Source organism: Thalassospira lucentensis (genome assembly GCF_032921865.1).
Lineage (GTDB): Bacteria > Pseudomonadota > Alphaproteobacteria > Rhodospirillales > Thalassospiraceae > Thalassospira > Thalassospira lucentensis_A.
Genome location: NZ_CP136684.1, coordinates 1,748,376 through 1,767,161, shown reverse-complemented (window position 1 = coordinate 1,767,161; position 18,786 = coordinate 1,748,376). Strand labels below are relative to the sequence as shown.

At 54.3% G+C, this 18,786-nt stretch carries 18 protein-coding genes and 1 pseudogene; 11 read left to right on the top strand and 8 right to left on the bottom strand.

Translation table 11 applies throughout. The features are described 5' to 3' along the window. Positions 1–61: 61 nt before the first annotated feature. The 4 genes from R1T41_RS08740 to R1T41_RS08725 all read right to left on the bottom strand — a co-directional run bounded on the left by R1T41_RS08740 (position 62) and on the right by R1T41_RS08725 (position 4,266). Positions 62–1,015: an Hsp33 family molecular chaperone HslO gene (locus R1T41_RS08740; protein ID WP_085646137.1), complete on the bottom strand. Its 954-nt coding sequence runs from the start codon at positions 1,013–1,015 to the stop codon at positions 62–64. A 137-nt stretch (positions 1,016–1,152) separates the two neighbouring features. Beyond that, positions 1,153–2,070, bottom strand: a complete 918-nt coding sequence (gene argF, locus R1T41_RS08735; RefSeq protein ID WP_317341285.1) for an ornithine carbamoyltransferase — start codon at positions 2,068–2,070, stop codon at positions 1,153–1,155. 11 nt (positions 2,071–2,081) lie between these two features. Further along, positions 2,082–3,239, bottom strand: coding sequence for an aspartate aminotransferase family protein (locus tag R1T41_RS08730; protein ID WP_114109138.1), 1,158 nt, complete (start codon positions 3,237–3,239; stop codon positions 2,082–2,084). 232 nt (positions 3,240–3,471) lie between these two features. Further along, positions 3,472–4,266, bottom strand: a complete 795-nt coding sequence (locus tag R1T41_RS08725; protein WP_317341284.1) for an ABC transporter permease — start codon at positions 4,264–4,266, stop codon at positions 3,472–3,474. Between the two features lie 94 nt (positions 4,267–4,360). On the opposite strand from R1T41_RS08725, the gene R1T41_RS08720 reads away from it, so the two are divergent. From R1T41_RS08720 to R1T41_RS08700, 5 genes and pseudogenes are all read left to right on the top strand, one after another. Beyond that, the gene (locus tag R1T41_RS08720; RefSeq protein ID WP_317341283.1) at positions 4,361–5,071 is read left to right on the top strand and encodes a regulatory protein RecX; all 711 of its coding nucleotides are present in this window, start codon (positions 4,361–4,363) and stop codon (positions 5,069–5,071) included. Positions 5,072–5,193: 122 nt separating this feature from the next. Then, positions 5,194–5,936: pseudogene (locus R1T41_RS08715) on the top strand (MauE/DoxX family redox-associated membrane protein). A gap of 78 nt (positions 5,937–6,014) precedes the next feature. Beyond that, positions 6,015–6,356, top strand: coding sequence for an arsenate reductase (glutaredoxin) (arsC, locus tag R1T41_RS08710; RefSeq protein WP_062949712.1), 342 nt, complete (start codon positions 6,015–6,017; stop codon positions 6,354–6,356). A 133-nt stretch (positions 6,357–6,489) separates the two neighbouring features. Continuing rightward, entirely contained in the window at positions 6,490–6,858 is a 369-nt protein-coding gene (locus R1T41_RS08705; RefSeq protein ID WP_062949714.1) for a CidA/LrgA family protein, read from the top strand. After that, positions 6,858–7,583 carry an LrgB family protein gene (locus R1T41_RS08700; RefSeq protein WP_062949716.1) on the top strand — a complete coding sequence of 242 codons (726 nt, stop codon included), beginning with the start codon at positions 6,858–6,860 and terminating at the stop codon, positions 7,581–7,583. Before R1T41_RS08705 ends, R1T41_RS08700 begins: the two co-directional genes overlap by 1 nt. A gap of 27 nt (positions 7,584–7,610) precedes the next feature. Here the strand turns inward: R1T41_RS08700 and R1T41_RS08695 are convergent, their stop codons facing one another. The 3 genes from R1T41_RS08695 to R1T41_RS08685 all read right to left on the bottom strand — a co-directional run bounded on the left by R1T41_RS08695 (position 7,611) and on the right by R1T41_RS08685 (position 11,620). Next, positions 7,611–9,314 (bottom strand): methyl-accepting chemotaxis protein, encoded by a 1,704-nt coding sequence (locus R1T41_RS08695; RefSeq protein ID WP_062949718.1) that lies wholly within the window; start codon positions 9,312–9,314, stop codon positions 7,611–7,613. Positions 9,315–9,570: 256 nt separating this feature from the next. Then, positions 9,571–10,317 carry a tRNA pseudouridine(38-40) synthase TruA gene (truA, locus tag R1T41_RS08690; RefSeq protein WP_317341281.1) on the bottom strand — a complete coding sequence of 249 codons (747 nt, stop codon included), beginning with the start codon at positions 10,315–10,317 and terminating at the stop codon, positions 9,571–9,573. 82 nt (positions 10,318–10,399) lie between these two features. After that, positions 10,400–11,620, bottom strand: a complete 1,221-nt coding sequence (locus R1T41_RS08685) for an argininosuccinate synthase (RefSeq protein ID WP_062949720.1) — start codon at positions 11,618–11,620, stop codon at positions 10,400–10,402. A gap of 220 nt (positions 11,621–11,840) precedes the next feature. On the opposite strand from R1T41_RS08685, the gene R1T41_RS08680 reads away from it, so the two are divergent. Both R1T41_RS08680 and R1T41_RS08675 read left to right on the top strand, forming a co-directional pair. After that, complete coding sequence (locus R1T41_RS08680; RefSeq protein WP_097053294.1) at positions 11,841–12,557, top strand: M48 family metallopeptidase; 717 nt, start codon at positions 11,841–11,843, stop codon at positions 12,555–12,557. Between the two features lie 18 nt (positions 12,558–12,575). Further along, on the top strand, positions 12,576–13,208 hold the full coding sequence (locus tag R1T41_RS08675; RefSeq protein ID WP_114109142.1) for a LysE family translocator: 633 nt from the start codon (positions 12,576–12,578) through the stop codon (positions 13,206–13,208). Positions 13,209–13,213: 5 nt separating this feature from the next. Here R1T41_RS08675 and R1T41_RS08670 read toward each other — a convergent pair whose 3' ends face one another. Next, positions 13,214–14,119, bottom strand: coding sequence for a LysR family transcriptional regulator (locus R1T41_RS08670; protein ID WP_317341279.1), 906 nt, complete (start codon positions 14,117–14,119; stop codon positions 13,214–13,216). Positions 14,120–14,271: 152 nt separating this feature from the next. On the opposite strand from R1T41_RS08670, the gene R1T41_RS08665 reads away from it, so the two are divergent. Genes R1T41_RS08665 through argE form a run of 4 tightly spaced genes read left to right on the top strand, consistent with a single transcriptional unit; the run spans position 14,272 to position 18,552 of the window. Continuing rightward, positions 14,272–15,261, top strand: a complete 990-nt coding sequence (locus tag R1T41_RS08665; RefSeq protein ID WP_317341278.1) for a tripartite tricarboxylate transporter substrate binding protein — start codon at positions 14,272–14,274, stop codon at positions 15,259–15,261. 37 nt (positions 15,262–15,298) lie between these two features. After that, on the top strand, positions 15,299–15,829 hold the full coding sequence (locus R1T41_RS08660) for a tripartite tricarboxylate transporter TctB family protein (protein WP_317341277.1): 531 nt from the start codon (positions 15,299–15,301) through the stop codon (positions 15,827–15,829). Positions 15,830–15,846: 17 nt separating this feature from the next. Next, complete coding sequence (locus R1T41_RS08655) at positions 15,847–17,346, top strand: tripartite tricarboxylate transporter permease (protein WP_062949731.1); 1,500 nt, start codon at positions 15,847–15,849, stop codon at positions 17,344–17,346. Positions 17,347–17,373: 27 nt separating this feature from the next. After that, a complete protein-coding gene (argE, locus tag R1T41_RS08650; RefSeq protein WP_097053299.1) occupies positions 17,374–18,552 on the top strand; it encodes an acetylornithine deacetylase in 1,179 nt (392 codons plus the stop codon). Positions 18,553–18,786 lie beyond the last annotated feature (234 nt).

The following is an 18,786-nucleotide window of genomic DNA, read 5'->3' as shown; positions in this document are numbered from 1 at the left end:
TGACGTTGCTTGATGATTAAGGCAAGGCTGTGACAATCAAAAACCGCGCCGATGCAGCAACTTATGCTTCATCGCCGGATTTAAGCGCACGCAGGTCGGCCTCGTTGAAGCCATAGCGCGTGTTGCAGAACTGGCAGGAAACCGCGACTTCGCCGCTATCGGGTTCGCGCATGTCCAAAAGTTCTTCAAGCGGATAGGACACAAGCGCACCTTCGATTTTCTGACGCGAACAACGGCATTTGAACTGCAACGCCGTCTGATCAAACACGCGCGGTTCTTCGTCGTGGAACAGACGCCAGATCAGGTCATGCGCCGAAAGCGAAATATCGACCAGTTCGTTTTCGGTCGCACTCGCCATCAGGATCTTGGATCGGTTCCAGTCCTCGGTAATCTTTTCGGCGTCTTCCGGGGTTGCCGCTTCGCCCGAAGCACTGGCCGGAAGACGCTGCAGGAACAGCCCACCAACCCACCAGTCATTGGCCTGTTCGCCCTGATGGACTTCAAGCTTGAAGGAAGCTTCGATCTGTTCGGACTGACGGAAATAGGACTCGGCACATTCCGCAAGCGTATTGCCTTCGAGCGACACAATACCCTGATAGCGTTCGTGATCGCCGCCCTGATCGACGGTGAAGGCGATGTGGCCATGCCCCATCAGCTTGTGCACCTGTCCGCGCAGGGCATCTTCACCACCGTCTTCGGCCGCAATCATGGTGCTGAGGCGGTCTTCGTCAACACGCGCACAGGCGCGAATGTTGCCGTCGCTATCGACGTCGACAACCATCATGCCAATTGGACCGTCAGACGAGGTCTGAAGGGTAAACAGGCCTTCATATTTCAGCGCCGAGGACAGCAGAACAGCAAGCCCGATAATCTCGCCCAGCAGATGATTTGCAAGCGCAGGATAGCTGTGCTGACCAATGATGGTCTGCACGGTCGGGCCAAGCCGTGCGAAACGGCCACGAATATTGGAATGATCCAGCGTGAAGGGCTGACAAAAATCGACAGCGATCTGCATTTTCGGGTTCCGCGTTTTTACGTGTTCCGGGGCGTATAACAACAGCAGAACCGCATTGTCCAGCCATGTCACGCCAAAACAAAGGGGCGAACATCACTGTCCGCCCCGAAATTCTGATGCTTATTTAGTCTGCACCGTCAGGAAGGCAAGCCATTAAAGCAGTATAGCAGAACCCCTTTCTGCGCATGCAGACGGTTTTCAGCCTCGTCAAACACCACCGATTGCGGCCCGTCGATCACATCGTCGGTAACCTCTTCGTTACGATGGGCAGGCAGGCAATGCATGAAGATCGCATCCTTGTTTGCCTTTGCCATTGCGGCGGAATTGACCTGATAGGGGGCCAATGCTTCCATGCGGGCGTCGGCGTCCTCGTCCCCCATCGAAACCCAGCAATCGGTAACGATAACGTCGGCCCCGTCCAGCGCGCTGTCCATATCGGTCATGCGGACCTTGCCACCCTCGGCATTGGCCGTTTCGATCAGACCCTGATTGGGGCGATAACCCGCCGGACAGGCCATATCAAGCGAGAACCCGAATTTCGGCGACGCATGTATAAAGGATGCCGAAACGTTGTTCCCATCGCCGACCCAGGCGAATTTCAACCCATCAAGGCGTCCCTTGTGTTCCTTGACGGTCATAAGGTCGGCCATGATCTGGCAGGGATGGCTTTGATCGGTCAGGCCATTGATGACCGGAACGGTGGCATATTTCGCCAATTCCAGCAGTTTCAATTCGTCCGTCGTACGGATCATGATCGCATCGACAAAGCGCGACAGAACGCGTGCGGTATCGGCAATGGTTTCGCCACGGCCCAGCTGCGAACTTGCGGCATCAAGGATGACAACATCACCGCCTAGCTGGCGCATACCAACTTCGAATGACACGCGTGTACGGGTCGATGGTTTTTCAAAAATCAGGGCAAGTGTCTTGCCCGCAAGCGGCTTGTCACCAAACGGTGCCTTGCCTGCCTTTTCCACAGATCCAAGTTCAAGAATATCGTTCAGCGTTCCCGCCGACATTTTGTCGAGATCGAGAAAGTGCCTGATATCAGTCATTTCAGTCTTCCTTATTGCGCCAAGGCTGCCGCGGCGGCATCGATTGCTGCCAGCGCCTCGTCAACATGGGTTTTGGTGATGTTAAGCGGCGGCAAAAGACGCACCACGTTATCGCCCGCCGGAACGGTCAAAAGACCCAGTTCACGCAGTTTTGCGACAACATCAACATTGGTCGGCACAGTTTTCATACCCAGAAGCAGGCCCATGCCACGGACTTCCGCGATAAAGCCCGGATGTTTTCGGGCAATGGCCGCTAGGCCGTCACGGATCAACTGGCTCATGGCAAGAACATTGTCCATGAAACCGGGTTTAAGGATGACGTCAAGAACCGCATTGGCCGCTGCCATGGCAAGCGGATTGCCGCCAAAGGTCGTGCCATGCATCCCCGCAGGCAATGCCTGTGCCGCGCGTTCGGTCGCCAGCAACGCGCCAACCGGGAAACCACCGCCAAGCCCCTTGGCCGATGAAATCAGATCGGGCTTCATCTCCGACCATTCATAGGCATAAAGCTTGCCCGTACGGCCAACGCCGGTCTGGACCTCGTCAAACATCACAAGCAGGCCGAATTCGTCAGCCGCTTTTCGCAGACCTTCAAGGTAACCTTCGGGGGCCTTGCAGATACCGCCTTCGCCCTGGATCGGTTCGACCAGAATACCTGCGGTCTCGGGCGTGATCGCATCGCGCAATTCGTTCAGATTGCCAAATGCCACACGATCAAAACCATCAGGCATCGGGCCAAAGCCCTCGCGGTATTTATCGCTATAACCGGCGGTCAGGGTACCAAGCGTCCGACCGTGGAAGGCATTGGTTGCCACCAGAATCCGGTTCTTTTCGGCGTGACCGCTGACATACTGGTAGCGGCGCAGCATCTTGATGCCGGCCTCGTTGGCCTCCGCCCCGGAGTTACAGAAGAACACCGTGTCGGCAAAGGTATTTTCAACCAGACGTGCCGCCAGTTTTTCCTGCCCCGGAATCCGGTACAGGTTCGACGTATGCCAAACCTTTTTCGCCTGTTCGGTCAGGGCTTCGACCAGATGCGGATGCGCGTGGCCAAGGGTATTCACCGCAATACCCGACCCGAAATCGAGGAATCGTCGGCCATCCTGCGCATAGAGATAAGGTCCTTCACCTTTCTCAAAGGCCAGATCGGCCCGCGCGTAGGTCGGCATGACGGGAGTAATCACTTCTTCATTCCTCAATCAGGGGTAAAAAATCATTCCTGACCAGAAGGTCAGTTCCGGCAGAATACCGGGAAGCCGCGGAGTATCAAGAGATTCCTGACCTCTGTCAACGACGCAAAACCCCGTATACGAACAGGGCTGATATGAAAAAGAGCAGCATCCGATGCGGAATGCTGCTCTTAAACGGAATTTAATGCTGAAAGCCGCACTGTTTTGGCGATCAGGCCTTAAGCTTGTAGCCGCTTTTGATCATGCGATAGCACAGAATCCAAAGCAGGACATTGACCACGGCCAACACCACAACCCCGGTCATCACAGTGCCGTCCGAAACCCCGGTAAAACCATAGCGGAACCCGTCAATCATGTAGAAGAACGGGTTGTAATGGACCAGTACCTTGCCAGCTTCGGGCAGGTTTTCGGCGCTATAGAATGTGCCCGACAGGAAAGAAAGCGGGGTAATGACAAAGTTGGTGACAACCGCGATATGGTCGAATTTCTCGGACCATACACCACCGGCAATACCCAGAAGCGACAACATCAGCGACGCCGAAATCCCGAAATACAGGATCGCCCAGATATTGTGGATGCCGACATCAACAAAGAACGCCATGACAATGGTGGTGGCAACACCAACCATAATCCCGCGCGTCACCGCACCGAATGCAAAACCGGCAACCATTTCACCGGCCGAAAGCGGCGGCATCAAAACATCAACAATATTGCCCTGTACCTTCGAGATGATGATCGAGCTTGAGGTATTGGCAAAGGCATTCTGGGCCATGGTCATCATGACCAGACCGGGGGCAAGGAAGGTGGCGAAAGGAACGCCGTTTACCGTCTCGACCGCGCGCCCGAGTGCCAGAAGGAAGACCGCCATGAATAACAGGCTGGTAACCACCGGTGCTCCGATGGTTTGCAGATGGACGTTCAGAAAACGTCGAACTTCCTTGGCATAAAGCGTCCACAGACCGAGCCAGTTGATCGCGCCCATTTGACGCGGTGCTAGCTCTTTCATGAAAAATCCTTCGGAAAAATGCAGACAATTGCCGGTAAAATAGGGAGAGTTGGGCATCAAGTGCAAGGGTGCGTATTGATCAGCATTGGATGAAATGAAAGAATCACACGAAAACCGCAGTGATTTAGCGCCTGACAGCAAGGCGGAAAAATTTGGCGGTAACGCCAGTTTTTCCCGCAAAAGTGCTGCCAAAGGCAAAGATCGCGACCCGCGCGAACCCAAAAAGCCGCGCCGGGTAACGCGCGACTATCTGATGAATTATGCCACCTGGTATCTGGAACGCTTTGCCGCGTCACGCGCCCGGCTTGAAAAACTGATGCGCGGTAAGATCAGGCTTTCGATCGCGGAATACGGCACCGATCCGCAGGAAGCCGAAGAATGGATGAAAAGCGTTCTGAACACCTGCGAGAATGCCGGATTTATCAATGACACCACCTATGCCAAGGGACGTGCCAGATCGCTTTTGCGCAAGGGCAAGGCCATGCGGGTTATCGCCGCAGATCTGAACGCACGCGGCATTGCATCGCACATGATTGATGACACCATCACCGACCTCAGACAGGAAGCCGATCAGGCGGCCTATGAAGATATCCGGGGTACCGATCCCAACCTTGCCGCCGCCGCGGCTTATGCCCGACGCCGTCGGCTTGGACCATTTCGTCGGCCTGACCAGCGCGATGAAAAACGCGACAAGGATCTGGCCGCACTTGCCCGGCAGGGATTTGGCTATGACACCGCCACCCGGATCATTGATGGCGATCTGGATCACCTGAACGATCTGTTATCCATGATTGACGGCATCTGATTGCTGGGCGGGCGTTTTTTCGGGCACCGAAAGACTGCGTTTCCGCATTGCGTGGAACAAATGTCACCCCGACAAGTTCCATAAAAGCGTAGACCCAAGGGCAAGACGAGAGAGATCAAGTCATGACCGCACATACACACAAGGCAACGCTTTACCGGATGGTGATGGACGACCATATCTGTCCGTTCGGCCTGAAATCGCGCGACCTTCTAAAAAGGGAAGGATACGCCGTCGATGATCACTGGCTGACCACCCGGAAAGAAACTGACGACTTTCAGGCAGAATACAATGTCGAAACCACCCCTCAGACATTCATTGATGGAGATCGGATCGGCGGCCATGACGAATTGCGGGAATATTTCGGCAAGCCGGTAAATGATGGCAATTCGGTTACCTATCAGCCGGTCATTGCCGTTTTCGGCATGGCGGCACTTATGGCGCTGGGCCTTAGTTGGGCCGCATTTGGCGATTTCCTGACGGTTCGGGCGGTTGAGTGGTTCATAGCGACGTCGATGTGCATTCTTGCCATCCTGAAGCTTCGGGATCTGGAAAGCTTTTCGAACATGTTTCTGGGTTATGACCTGCTCGCGCAACGGTGGGTACGATATGCCTATATTTACCCGTTTGGTGAGGCACTGGCAGGTGTGCTTATGATTTTTGGCGCCCTTATGTGGCTTGCCGTTCCTGTTGCCCTTTTCATCGGGACAATCGGGGCTGTATCGGTGTTCAAGGCGGTTTATATCGAGATAAGCGCAACCTCAAATGCGCCTGCGTCGGTGGGGACAGCAATGTTCCGCTTGGTTTCATTTCACTGACAGAAAACATCATGATGGTCGCGATGGCGATCTGGATGACGGTGAGATAGACAACAACGGGCTGGTGCAATCGGGATTGAGCCCCTAAAAAGAACCGATACAGACTGCCTTTTGCGTGAAGGAGAACCATGAATATGATGGTCCGCATCTATCACAATCCGCGTTGTTCCAAGTCGCGCCAGACCCTTGCATTGATCGAGGAACAGGGAATTACCCCCGATGTGATCCAGTATCTGGATACACCACCCACTCCACAGGAATTAAAAGAAATTCTTGGCATGCTGGGCATGGCCCCGGAAGATATCCTGCGCAAGAAAGAAGCCAAAGAAGAAGGCATCGCCGATCTTCGTGGTGACACATTGATCGAGGCCCTTTGTGCCCATCCGCGCGCGATTGAACGCCCGATTGTGGTCAACGGCCACAAGGCCGCCCTTGGGCGACCGCCGGAAAGTGTTCTGGAAATTCTTTAGCGTCACCTGAAATATCGAATGACTTCAAACGCCTGTGCCATTTCCGCACGGGCGTTTTTCGTTATTAATAAAAGTCGAACGGGCGCAAAGTCATTATGTCTAATCCAAAGACATAAATGTCAGGAGGTTGCTCATGATTGCTGCGTTTGCCCTGATCCTTGTCTGCCAGCTGTTTGGCGAGGTGATATCGGAACTGTTTGACCTGCCGGTACCCGGCCCTGTGATCGGACTTGGGCTTTTGTTTATCGGGCTGATTGTCAAACGCCACCCGCCCAAGGTTCTGACCGATGCCGCCGATAACCTTCTTATCCATTTTTCGCTGCTGTTCGTTCCGGCCGGTGTCGGTGTGGTGACACAGCTTGACCGGCTGCGTGGGGACTGGTTGCCGATTACGGCCGCCCTGATCTTTTCCACCCTGCTTGCGATGGTTCTGACCGCCCTTCTGATGTCGAAACTTCTTCCCAAACCGAAGGCATCCATCGGCGACGGGGACGCAAAATAATGGGCGAGACAGATATCACGCAACTTTGGGTTTATCTTTCGACCAAGCCATTAACCGGCCTTACCATTACGCTTGTCGCCTATTCCATCGGGTTCTGGCTGTATCAGAAAACCGACCGCAATCCGGTTTGCAATCCGGTGGTCATCGCCATTGCGTTGATTGCGTTGCTGCTGGAAAGCACCGGCACCCCCTATGCGACCTATTTCGAAGGGGCACAGTTCGTGCACTTCCTTTTGGGTCCGGCGACGGTGGCACTTGCCGTACCGCTGTTTCGCCAGATGGAAACATTGAAACGGGCATTGCCGGTGATTATTTTCGGTGTGCTGTTCGGATCGCTGGTTGCGAGTGTCAGCACAGTTGTTCTGGCCTGGATCCTTGGCGCGAGCCCGGAAACACTGGCTTCCCTGGCACCGAAATCGGTCACGACACCGGTTGCTATGGGTATTGCCGATGAAATTGGTGGTGTCCCGGCCCTGACTGCGGTTTGCGTGATCGCAACCGGCATTGTCGGGGCAACACTGGGCCCGATGGTGATGAATTTGGCCCGATTGAAAGACTGGCGGGCGCGCGGATTTGCCATGGGGGTTGCCGCACACGGAATCGGAACGGCACGGGCGTTTCAGGTCAATGAAACAGCCGGGGCGTTTTCAGGATTGGCGATGGGGTTAAATACGCTGGCCACCGCCCTGACCCTGCCATTCCTGTGGCATTGGTTCTTCGGGTGAGCCGAAACTCACCCGAAGCCCAAAGCCTTATCCGGCACGTAGCTGTTTGAGGAAGTCGGAGACCGTTCTGTGAAGGGTTTCGATCTGCCCTGACAGGGCACCGACATTTGTATCAAGCTCGCTTGCGGCAGCACCGCTGCTGCTTGCAGCCTGATGGATTTCCTCGATATTGCTGACAACCTCGCTTGAACCGCTCGACGCGGTCGCGGCACTGTTGGCGATCTCACTGACGGCAGCATTCTGTTCGGAAACAGATGCTGAAATACCGTTGGTGATATCGTTGATGGTCGCGATGGTCTGGGTCACTTTTTCGATGGCCTCGACCGTCAGTTTGGTTTCGCTTTGAATCGCCCCGATCTGCTGGGCGATTTCATCTGTCGCCTTGGCTGTCTGATTGGCAAGGTTTTTGACTTCCTGCGCAACGACGGCAAAGCCTTTGCCTGCTTCGCCGGCACGGGCGGCCTCAATCGTGGCGTTTAGTGCCAGCAGGTTGGTCTGGGCCGCAATGTCGTTAATCAGACTAACGACTTCGCCGATCCGTTCCGCTGCATCGGCAAGACCGCTAACCATTTCGTTGGCCCGCGATGCTTCACCCACCGCGGTATCAGCGATTGATGTCGATTCGTCGACCTGGTTTCCGATGCCGGTAATCGATGCGGAAAGTTCTTCGGTTGCGGCGGCAACAGTCTGCACGCTTCGGGCTGACTCGTTGGCCGCTTCGCTGACATGGCTGCTTTGGCGAACCGAATGATCGGCAGAATCCCGCATCTGACGGGTCGAGCGCATCATGCCCTCGGTTGCCTGACGGACCGAGGAAACGATCTGCCCGACAGATTCCTCAAGCTCCTTCGCAAGGCGGTTACGCTGCTGAACGCGTTCATCCTCGTTGCGTTTTTCAGCCGAAATTCTGGCTTCCTCGGCTTCCTTGATCTGGCCTGCTGTTTCTTTCCAGCGAACAAGACCATCAGCAATCACACCGATTTCATCCTTGCGCGCCGTGTAGGCAACATCGCCAGAAAAATCGCGATCCACAAACCGGGCAATGGTATTGCCCAAAACATGAAGCGGACCGAGCTGCCAGCGCAGCAGAACCACCAACAGGACACCGGCAATCAGGGCAACGATAATACCGGCAATCGCAATGCGAAGCTCAATAGCCGATGCGACCTCGGCAACTTCGGCCTTTTTGATCCCGACATACAGAATGCCGATCACATCGCCGGCCGGATTGAAGATCGGCGTATATTGCGTGACATAGGCGGTACCAAGAATGACAGCCTCACCGCGGAAGGTTTTCCCCGATGTTGTCGGCGCATAGGCCGCACTGCCATTGCCAAGCATCGTCCCGACCGCGCGCTGGCCATCCGGTTTGATGATGTTGGTGGAAACGCGGATAAAGTCCTTTTCCGCGGGCACCCAGGAAAACACGGTTGCCGTCTGACCGGTTGCCGTTCCGATACGATCAATCAGACTGTGCGATGACAGATCGGGAATTTCGGGCATGACCAGCTTGGTGGTTTCGCCGTCGGCACCGATCGTTACCTTCAAATCCGGATAAGCATCCTGCAGCAACAGGGCCGCAACACGCAGGTTGAGCTTTTGCGATTCCAGGCTGGTATCACTTACCTGCTGATCAATACGCTGCATGATAACCACGCCAAGCAGAAAGATACCGCTGACGAGGATGATCAAGGCTGCCAGCGCAACCTTGAAAACAATACTTCTGGACATAATTATTCGTCCCCTGACCCCAATGCATCGAGCCCAATGGGACCAATGCAAATAACTGCCCACAACCCAAAAACCTGACCGATAGTCAGGCTGGATCAGACTTCAACACTACAGCGATTTAATAATCGCACTTATGTCTTTGGAATCTGGTGATCTTTATTTGGCAGTTCAAGAATGTAAAATCAAAACAGCTGAACATTTGTGCAAAAAATGATCAAAACTGCCAGAAATCCGGGACTCACTCAAAACAGAATGCTCAGTAATCGACTTTGACGAAATAAAGCCCATCGGCTGGTGCCGTTGGCCCGCCTGCCTTACGATCGCAAGCTTCCAGTGCTGTTTTGACGTCAATCGGCTTCCAGTTGCCCTTGCCGACCAGAACAAGAGTACCGACCATATTGCGAACCTGATGATGCAGGAAGGACCGGCTTTCGGTGTAAACACGAATATCCAGCGGATCGTGTTCACCCCGGGTCACGACAAGCTTTTCCAGAGTCTTCACCGGACTCTTGGCCTGACATTCACTGGCGCGAAACGTAGTGAAATCATGCGTGCCGATAAGGTGGGCGGCGGCTTCGTTCATCGCATCAATATCAAGCGGTTTGAAAATGCCCCATGCAAGACCGGCATCAACGGTCAGCGGCGCACGACGATTGATGATGCGATACATGTAGTACCGTTTCTTGGATGAAAACCGGGCATGGAAGTTTTCATCGACCTCAATACAGTCAATCACAGCCACCGGATCGGGTTTGAGGTGATGATTGATTGCATTCATCACGGCATCCGCCGGATAAGTGCGCGGCAGATCAAAATGCACCACCTGCCCAAAGGCATGTACCCCGGCATCGGTACGGCCAGATACATATACGCGCACAAATTCGCCGATGAACTTTTCCAGTGCGGTTTCAAAAACCTGCTGGACCGAGATCACCTCTTCCTGGAACTGCCACCCGTGATAGGGACGTCCATTATATTCGACGGTACATTTATAACGCTGCATCGGGTGCTTATAACCAAGCTTCAAAACAAAAACGAGGGGTGATGAACACCCCTCGTTTCGTAACGGATCACGACAGTGAAACTTACTTCACGCCGTCGCGGTCAAAACCAAGACGCAGGCGAAGAGCATTCAGCTTGATGAAGCCTTCTGCGTCGCGCTGGTTGTAAACGGTGTCGGCTTCGAACGTGACATGCTCTTCGGAGTAGATCGAGTTCGGCGACTTGCGGCCGGTAACCGTGACGTTACCCTTGTAAAGGTCAAGACGGACAATACCGTTGACGGTTTTCTGGGTTTCGTCGATCAGGCGCTGCAGGGCCTGACGTTCCGGCGACCACCAGTAACCGTTATAGATCATCTCGGCATAACGCGGCATCAACTCGTCCTTGAGGTGACCTGCGTTACGGTCAAGCGTGATGCTTTCCATCGCACGATGCGCGACCGACAGGATGGTACCGCCCGGGGTTTCATAAACGCCGCGCGATTTCATACCGACATAACGGTTTTCGACCAGATCAAGACGTCCGATGCCGTTTTTGCCAGCAACATCGTTCAGCTTGGTCAGAAGGGTGGCCGGGCTCATACGTTCGCCATTCACGGCAACCGGGTTACCCTGTTCGAACTCGATTTCGATCGTGGTGATCGCATCGGGTGCATTCTGCGGCGATACGGTGCGTTCAAACATCTGTTCGTTCGGCTTGACCCACGGATCTTCCAGCGCCTTGCCTTCATAGGAAATGTGCAGAAGGTTGGCATCGGTTGAATAGGGGGGCTCGTCCCCGCCGAGTTTATCAGCCGAAATCGGAATCTGGTGTTCGCGCGCAAAGTTCAGGAGTGCGGTACGCGAATTCAGTTTCCATTCACGCCACGGTGCAATGACCTTTACGTTCGGCTTAAGCGCATAATAGCCGAGTTCAAAACGGACCTGATCGTTGCCCTTGCCGGTCGCGCCATGGGAAACGGCGTCGGCACCGACTTCTTCGGCGATTTCGATCTGGCGCTTGGCAATCAGAGGACGCGCAATCGAAGTGCCGAGCAGATACACACCTTCATAAAGGGCGTTCGCACGGAACATCGGGAAGACATAGTCGCGAACGAATTCTTCGCGCAGATCTTCGATGAAAATCTGTTTGACGCCAAACATCTCGGCTTTCTTGCGGGCGGGTTCAAGTTCCTCGCCCTGGCCGAGATCGGCGGTGAAAGTCACGACTTCGCAGTTATATTCTTCGCGCAGCCATTTCAGGATGATGGAGGTATCAAGCCCGCCTGAATAGGCAAGCACCACCTTTTTGACCTGATCGCTCATTGGAGTGACGCCTTTCTTCTTCCGATGTAAACCGGGGCGCGGCACATGCAGGCCAGCGTCCCTTGCGGGGCTGCAACAAATACATTGCAAAAGTCCCCTAGACCTTGAGCGCGGAGTATAGGAAAACACTAGTGCCGGGCAAGGGGCAAGATGCCCTTCCGGCCAAAAAGGCGCAAAAAGTACGAAAATTCCACCCCGCTTTTGGAAAAATTCACCCTGAATGCTGCGAAATATCGAAGAAACCGAAATCGATCTGCCGCAAATCGGCCCCCTGCCGGTTCGTTTGCGCCCGAGTGCGCGTGCGACGCGACTCAAATTGCGGATCGATCCGGCATTTGACGGTGTTGAAATTGTCGTTCCGAACGGCATATCGCGCAAAACGGCGATCTCGATGCTGTATCAGCATGGCGACTGGGTCACTGCCCATATGAGCCGCCTGCCCGAACGCGTACAGTTCGTTCCGGGCGCATGGGTGCCGTTCATGGGCAACGAACATGCCATACGCACCGTTCCCGACGCCAAGCGCGGCGTCTGGGCCGAAGCAGGTGTGATCTGGGTTTCGGGATTGCCCGAGCATACCAATCGTCGGGTTTCTGATTGGCTGAAGAAACAGGCCAAACTTGAGATCTCCCCCCGTGCCCATGCCTATGCCGAACGGATCGGCAAAAAGGTAAACCGTATTTCGTTAAAAGATACGCGCACACGCTGGGGCAGTTGCTCATCCAACGGTAATCTGTCTTTTAGCTGGCGACTCGTTCTGGCCCCTGAAGATGTGCTGGATTACGTGGTTGCCCACGAAGTTGCTCATCTTCAGGAACTGAACCACAGTGCGCGTTTCTGGGCTGTCGTCGAAAACCTTTATGGTCCGTCAAAAAAACAGCAGCACTGGCTAAAAAAGAACGGTTCAGCCCTGCATCGATATGGCGCAGGTACTTGATCCTAACGGAGTCCCGATATGCTGATCCCTGTTGAAACCCTGCTGATTTTCATTCCGACCGCACTGGCGCTGAACATGACACCGGGCAACGACATGCTGTTTTGCCTTGGTCAGGGTATCAAGTCAGGACCACGGGCCGGTCTGGCCGCCAGTTTCGGGATCGCAACAGGTGCCATGATCCATACTCTTCTTGCCGGTCTCGGACTGGCAGCAGTGGTCGCTGCCCACCCGGTGGCGCTCGAGATTCTGCGATGGGCGGGAATTGGTTATCTGGTGTGGCTGGCGTTTCAGTCGTTCCGCAACGATAGCGGCGTTTTAAAACCGGCGAAAACTGCACCGGCAACCGCCATGAAAGCCTGGCGCGACGGCATCGTGGTTAACCTGCTTAATCCAAAGATCATCGTTTTCGTGTTGGCCTTTATTCCGCAGTTCGTCGATCCGGCACGTGGATCGGTTCTGGCACAGTTTCTGATCCTTGGTGTGATCCTGAATATCGGCGGCACGATTATCAATTGCCTGGTTGGTGGTTTTGCCGGAAAGCTTGGCCAGTTCCTGTCGCGTTCGGCCCGTCTGGCACGCGCGTTTCAGATTTTTACTGGTTGCGTATTTCTGGCACTTGCCGCACGGCTGGCTTTTGACAAGCGGGCATAATCGCATCACAAAACACAACCCGCCTTGCGCAGGTCGGGCAATTCCGCACGCAGGAAGCTTAGAAAACTGCGTTCGACCGCGCTGAGTTCGCCTGAAGACCGGAACACGGCAACGTCCCATTCGATTGCAGGGGTCAGGGGACGGGCAACGACCTTTTCCTCGTCCACCAGCAAAGTCGCAAACGGATCAATAACCGCAATGCCGACATTGCGTTCAACCAGCCGGGAAATGGTTCGGATGGTGCGGGCTTCGACCGCAATTTTGCGCGGCCAGCCTGCAATCTGAAAAATGTAGTCGATCTTGGTGCGGAGCGGCGATCCTATCGAGAGTTCGACAAAACTTTCACCACGCAGTAAATCGATATCGATGGTTTCAAAACCGGCCAGCCGATGATTGCGCGGCATCAGGCACACCGCCCGGCATTGCGCCAACGGCATAACTTCCATATTCGGATCCTGAAGATCAAGCGTGATGCCGATACCCAGATCACATTGCCGGGTTGTGACCATATCCAGCATACCTTCAAGACCGGTATCGGCAATACTGACCGAAACGTTGGGGTGAGCACGCTTAAACTTGGCCACCACATCAAGAAGATAGGTGTCAACATAGATCGGTTGTGCCGCAATCCGGATACTGCCAAGCTGCTCGTTGGCAATGGCACGCGCCTGTGTTTCGATTTCACGCAGAGAATTAAGCGACCGCAAGACGGTTGTATGAAACTGCAATGCCTCGGTCGTTGGCAACAACTGGTTTCGTTTGCGGTTGAACAACGCGAACCCGACAGATTTTTCAAAACTGTTTAGCAAACGGCTGACCATGGGCTGACTGATATTCATGGCCTGTGCTGCCTTGGTGACGGAGCCATAGGTCATAAAGGCATTGAAGCTTTCAAGTTCGCGCAAATTCATTGTCTGGCTCAAAATTAATTTCAGTATGTAAATTAGTTATACTGAAATTAATTTTTTGCGTCACGAGTTATAGTTTGCGATGAAATGTATACAAAATAAAAAACCGACGTGCTCGGGCAATCCTGCCACCAACCATCCAGGGAGACATGAAAATGTTTCGACAGCTCAAAAAGGCCGCGACATTTGCGGCTGCAGTTCTTGCAACCACAACACTGGTTTCAACCGCACAGGCCGCTGACTACCCGGAAAAAGCCATCACCCTTGTCGTGCCTTATGGCGCGGGCGGTGCATCGGATCTGGCCGGTCGCGCACTGGCTGAAACCGCGCGCAACTACACCGACGAACAGCCGGTCGTTGTTGTGAACAAAACCGGCAATGGCGGAATGAACGGTGCGCGTTACGTCACCGAACAGAAGCCGGATGGCTATACTCTGCTGCTGTCGCGCGTCGGCATGGCACTTTACCCGGCCGTTTATATCGATAGCCCGGTTGGCTGGGACGATTACACCTTCCTTGGTATTCTGGAATCGACCCCGATGATCCTTGCGGTTAACGCAAACTCGGACATCAAAACCGTCGACGACCTGCTTGCCAAAATCAAATCAAGCAATGGCGCAACCACCTATGCCGCATCCGGCCCCACCGCGATTGACGGCTTTACGGTTCAGGCTCTTCTTGCCGATGCTGATCTGGATCCGCTGTCTGCCTCCACCCTCGTGCCATACAAAGGCGGCAGTGCCCTTGCCGCAGCCCTTCTCGGTGGACATGTCGACTTCCTCGCCATCGCAGCCGGTTCTTTGATGCCCCATATCGAAGCCGGTAAAATGCGGGCGCTGATGGTTTATTCGCCCAAGCGCATGGACGCGCTTCCGGACGTCCCGACCGCCAAGGAACTTGGTTATAACCTGGCCGGTCAGGTTGACGGCTGGAGCGCCTTGTTCGCCCCGAAAAATCTGCCGGAAGACGTTGTTGCAAAGTGGAAAGACATTCTGTCGAACGTTGCAACCAACGAACAGTGGCTTGACCTTGCCAAAAAACGCGGTTCGGTTTCGGTCGTTGGTGACCAAGACCCGGCTGCCTTCGTCAAGAGCCAGTACGAGCTCTATAACGGCATGGCCAAGAAGTTCGGTTACATTCAGTAATCCCCATCCCCTAAACATCTGAATGCGAGACGGAACCATGACCCCAAATCGCGATTTTTATACCGGACTGGTTGCAACGGCCTTCTTTGCTTTTGTCCTGTTCGTCCTGATCCCGATCTATGTGAAGGTTCCGTCTTTCATCCCCGGTTTTGCGCCGCCGCCTGATATGTGGCCACGCGTGATTACCGGTGTCGGGCTTGCCATGGGCATCCTTGCCATTATTTTTGCCATTCCCAAAATGCGGCTGGCCAGCGGTAAGCGTGTCACGACCATTGGTCAGACCTTGAACCGCAACCGTAAACTGATTGCCCGCTTTGTTGCCGTCCTGATCGGATTTGCCGCCTTTACCTATGGCATGCCGGTAATCGGTTTTGTTCCTGCAACCATTTTGCTTCTGGCCTACCTGTTCCTGATGACCGGCAATTACAGTCGGAAAATCTGGATGATCGGATTGTCCATTATCTTTCCGATCCTGCTTTATCTTGTTTTCACCGAAGTCACCCATACGCCTTTCCCCGAAGGCCATCTGTTTTCGACCTATATCGCCGATTCCGTGACCCTGATCTGATTTGAAAGCGCCCCTTCATGTGGAACGAATTGCTTTACGCCTTTGAAGCCGTCGCAACGCTGCCCAACTTTATTGCCATGGCAGCGGGAATCTGGGGTGGTGTGATCATCGGTGCCATTCCGGGCATGACCGGTACAATGGCCGTGACCCTTGCCCTGCCATTCACCTTCTATCTGCCCCCTGTCACCAGCATTTTGCTGCTGGTTGCCCTATACAAGGGATCGACCTATGGCGGATCAATTTCAGCGATCCTCATCAAGACACCAGGTACCGCATCCGCAGCCTGCACCGTTCTTGACGGTTATCCACTGGCCCAGCAGGGAAAAGGTGGCAAGGCGCTGAATATGGCGCTGGTTTCAAGCTGCATCGGCGACTTCGTTTCGAACATCTCGCTGTTCTTCCTGGCGATGCCGCTTGCGTTATTTGCGCTTCGGGTCGGTCCGCCAGAATATTTCATGCTGATGGCGTTCTCGCTGACGATTGTTGCCAGCATTTCCGGTCGTTCGCTATTGCTGGGTATCATTTCAGCCTGCATCGGTTTGCTTTTGGCAACCGTCGGCGAAGATATCTATGGCTCGTTCCGCTTTGCCGTTACCGAAGATATGAAATCGGGTCTTGGTGTCGTCCCGGTCCTGATCGGCCTGTTTGCCTTGCCCGAACTGATAAAAATGATCGTCTTCCGGCCCGAGGACAACAATGCGGCGATGAAGCTTGGTGATAACCGCCTGACCATGTCAGAATTCCGCGGCAGCCTGAAATCGATCCTGCGCGGCAGTGTTATCGGCGTGGTCCTTGGTGCCATTCCGGGGATCGGTCCGTCGACCGCCGCCTTCTTTTCCTATAGCGAAGCACGCCGCACATCGAAAAACGGTGACAAGTTCGGCGAAGGTGAGCTCGAAGGTGTTGCTGCATCCGAGTCCGCCAATAACGGCTGTTGTGGTGCGACCATGATCCCGCTTCTGGCACTTGGCGTGCCGGGGGATGTGATCACGGGTGTCATGCTTGGCGCGTTCATGATTCACGGCCTGACACCAGGCCCGCTGTTGTTCCAGAACAATATCGGCGAAGTCTATTCGCTGTTTATCGGTATCCTGTTCAGTTCCGTCTTCCTGTTTGTTGCCGGAAAACTGACCGCCGGAGCCTTTGCCAAAATTTCGCGTATTCCACAGACGCTACTTTTACCCTGCATTCTGGTTCTCTGCGTGTTTGGCATCTATTCCATCGGTGCCAGCCCGTTTGACGTCACCGTGCTTCTGGTCATGGGCGTTGTGGGCTTTGCAATGATGATCCTCAACATCCCGGCAGCACCATTCCTGATCGCCTTCATTCTGGGGCCGATGTTTGAAGACAATATGCGCCGCTCGCTCGCGATTTCGCGCGGTGATCTTGGTGTCTTTTTCCAGTCATGGATTTCGTGGGGGTTCTTTGCCCTTACCGTTCTGTTCATCGCCCTGACCATTCGCCGCGAATGGCAGAAATGGCGTGAGAAATCCCGAAATACGGCACAGTCAGCCTAATATTCCGAGAAACGAGAAGCGATAAAAATGAGCAAACCCAACATGTCCCGTCTGCATAATGCCATCGATCTGCTTGGCAAGCTTGTGGCGTTTGACACCACCAGCAAGAACTCGAATCTCGGTCTGATCCATTTTGTTCGCGACTATCTGGCGCAATATGGCATTGAAAGCACGCTGTTTCATGACGAGACAGGTGAAAAAGCAAACCTTCTGGCGACCATTGGCCCGAAAGACGTTCCCGGTATTGCACTTTCGGGACACACAGATGTTGTACCCGCCCTTGAAAAAAGCTGGATCAGCCCGGCCTTCGAACTGACCGAGCGTGACGGCAAACTGTTTGGTCGCGGTTCTGCCGATATGAAAGGCTTTTCTGCCTGCGCGCTGGCGATGGTGCCCGAACTGGTCAAACGCGACCTGGCAATCCCATTCCATCTTTGCCTGTCTTATGACGAGGAAGTCGGTTGCCTTGGCGTTGGTTCGATGGTTGATCATCTCGCCGCCCTTAAAACCCCGCCACGCCTTGCCGTTATTGGTGAACCGACCGAGATGAAGGTCATCAACGGGCAGAAAGGCAAGTTTTCGATGCGGGTATCGGTTACCGGTACAGCCGGGCATTCGTCCTTCGCACCACGTCACGTCAATGCCATCGAATATGCGGCACGCGCCATTGCAATGATTTCCGACCTTGCGCGCGAGTTCGAGGAAAACGGCCCGTTTGATAACGACTTCACGGTCCCGCACAGCACCATGCTGACCACCACCATCGGCGGTGGTACGGCAACCAACGTGACCCCGGATTTCTGCGAATTCACGTTTGAAATTCGCCATCTGCCGGAACATGACGCCAAGGCCGTTCTTGATGGTATCAAAGAAAAGATCATTTCGACCCTTGATGCCGAAATGAAAGCCAAGGAAGCAGAAACCGGGTTCGAGTGGGAAGAAATCTTTTCCTATCCCGGTATGGGCGATTGCACGGATGCCGAGGCATTCGCGCTGGTTCGCAACATCATCCCCGAAGTATCGGGCAAGGTTTCCTATGGGTCCGAAGGCGGGATTTTCGAAAAACAGGGCAATATCCCGTCCATCATCTGCGGCCCGGGCAGCATCAAACAAGCCCACAAGGCCAACGAATTCATCGAAATTTCGCAGATCGAGGAATGTCTCGAATTCCTCGAGAAGCTCAGTGATCAGGCTGTAGCGGCCTGATGCTCTCGCCGATGTACCGCCCTGAACGGTGCATGCGGATATTCACCCGATGCAAGGGAAAGATTGCACCCCTGACCCTTGATCACATCGCGATATTCGACAGGTGAGATCTCCCTCGGCTTCATCGGTCTCCCCCGATGAAGCCATGCAAACTGCAAACTTGATGGCCGGTTCATCCCCCAGGATACCGGCCATTTTTTCTTGGGCGAAACGCAAACGGATCGATGCATCAGC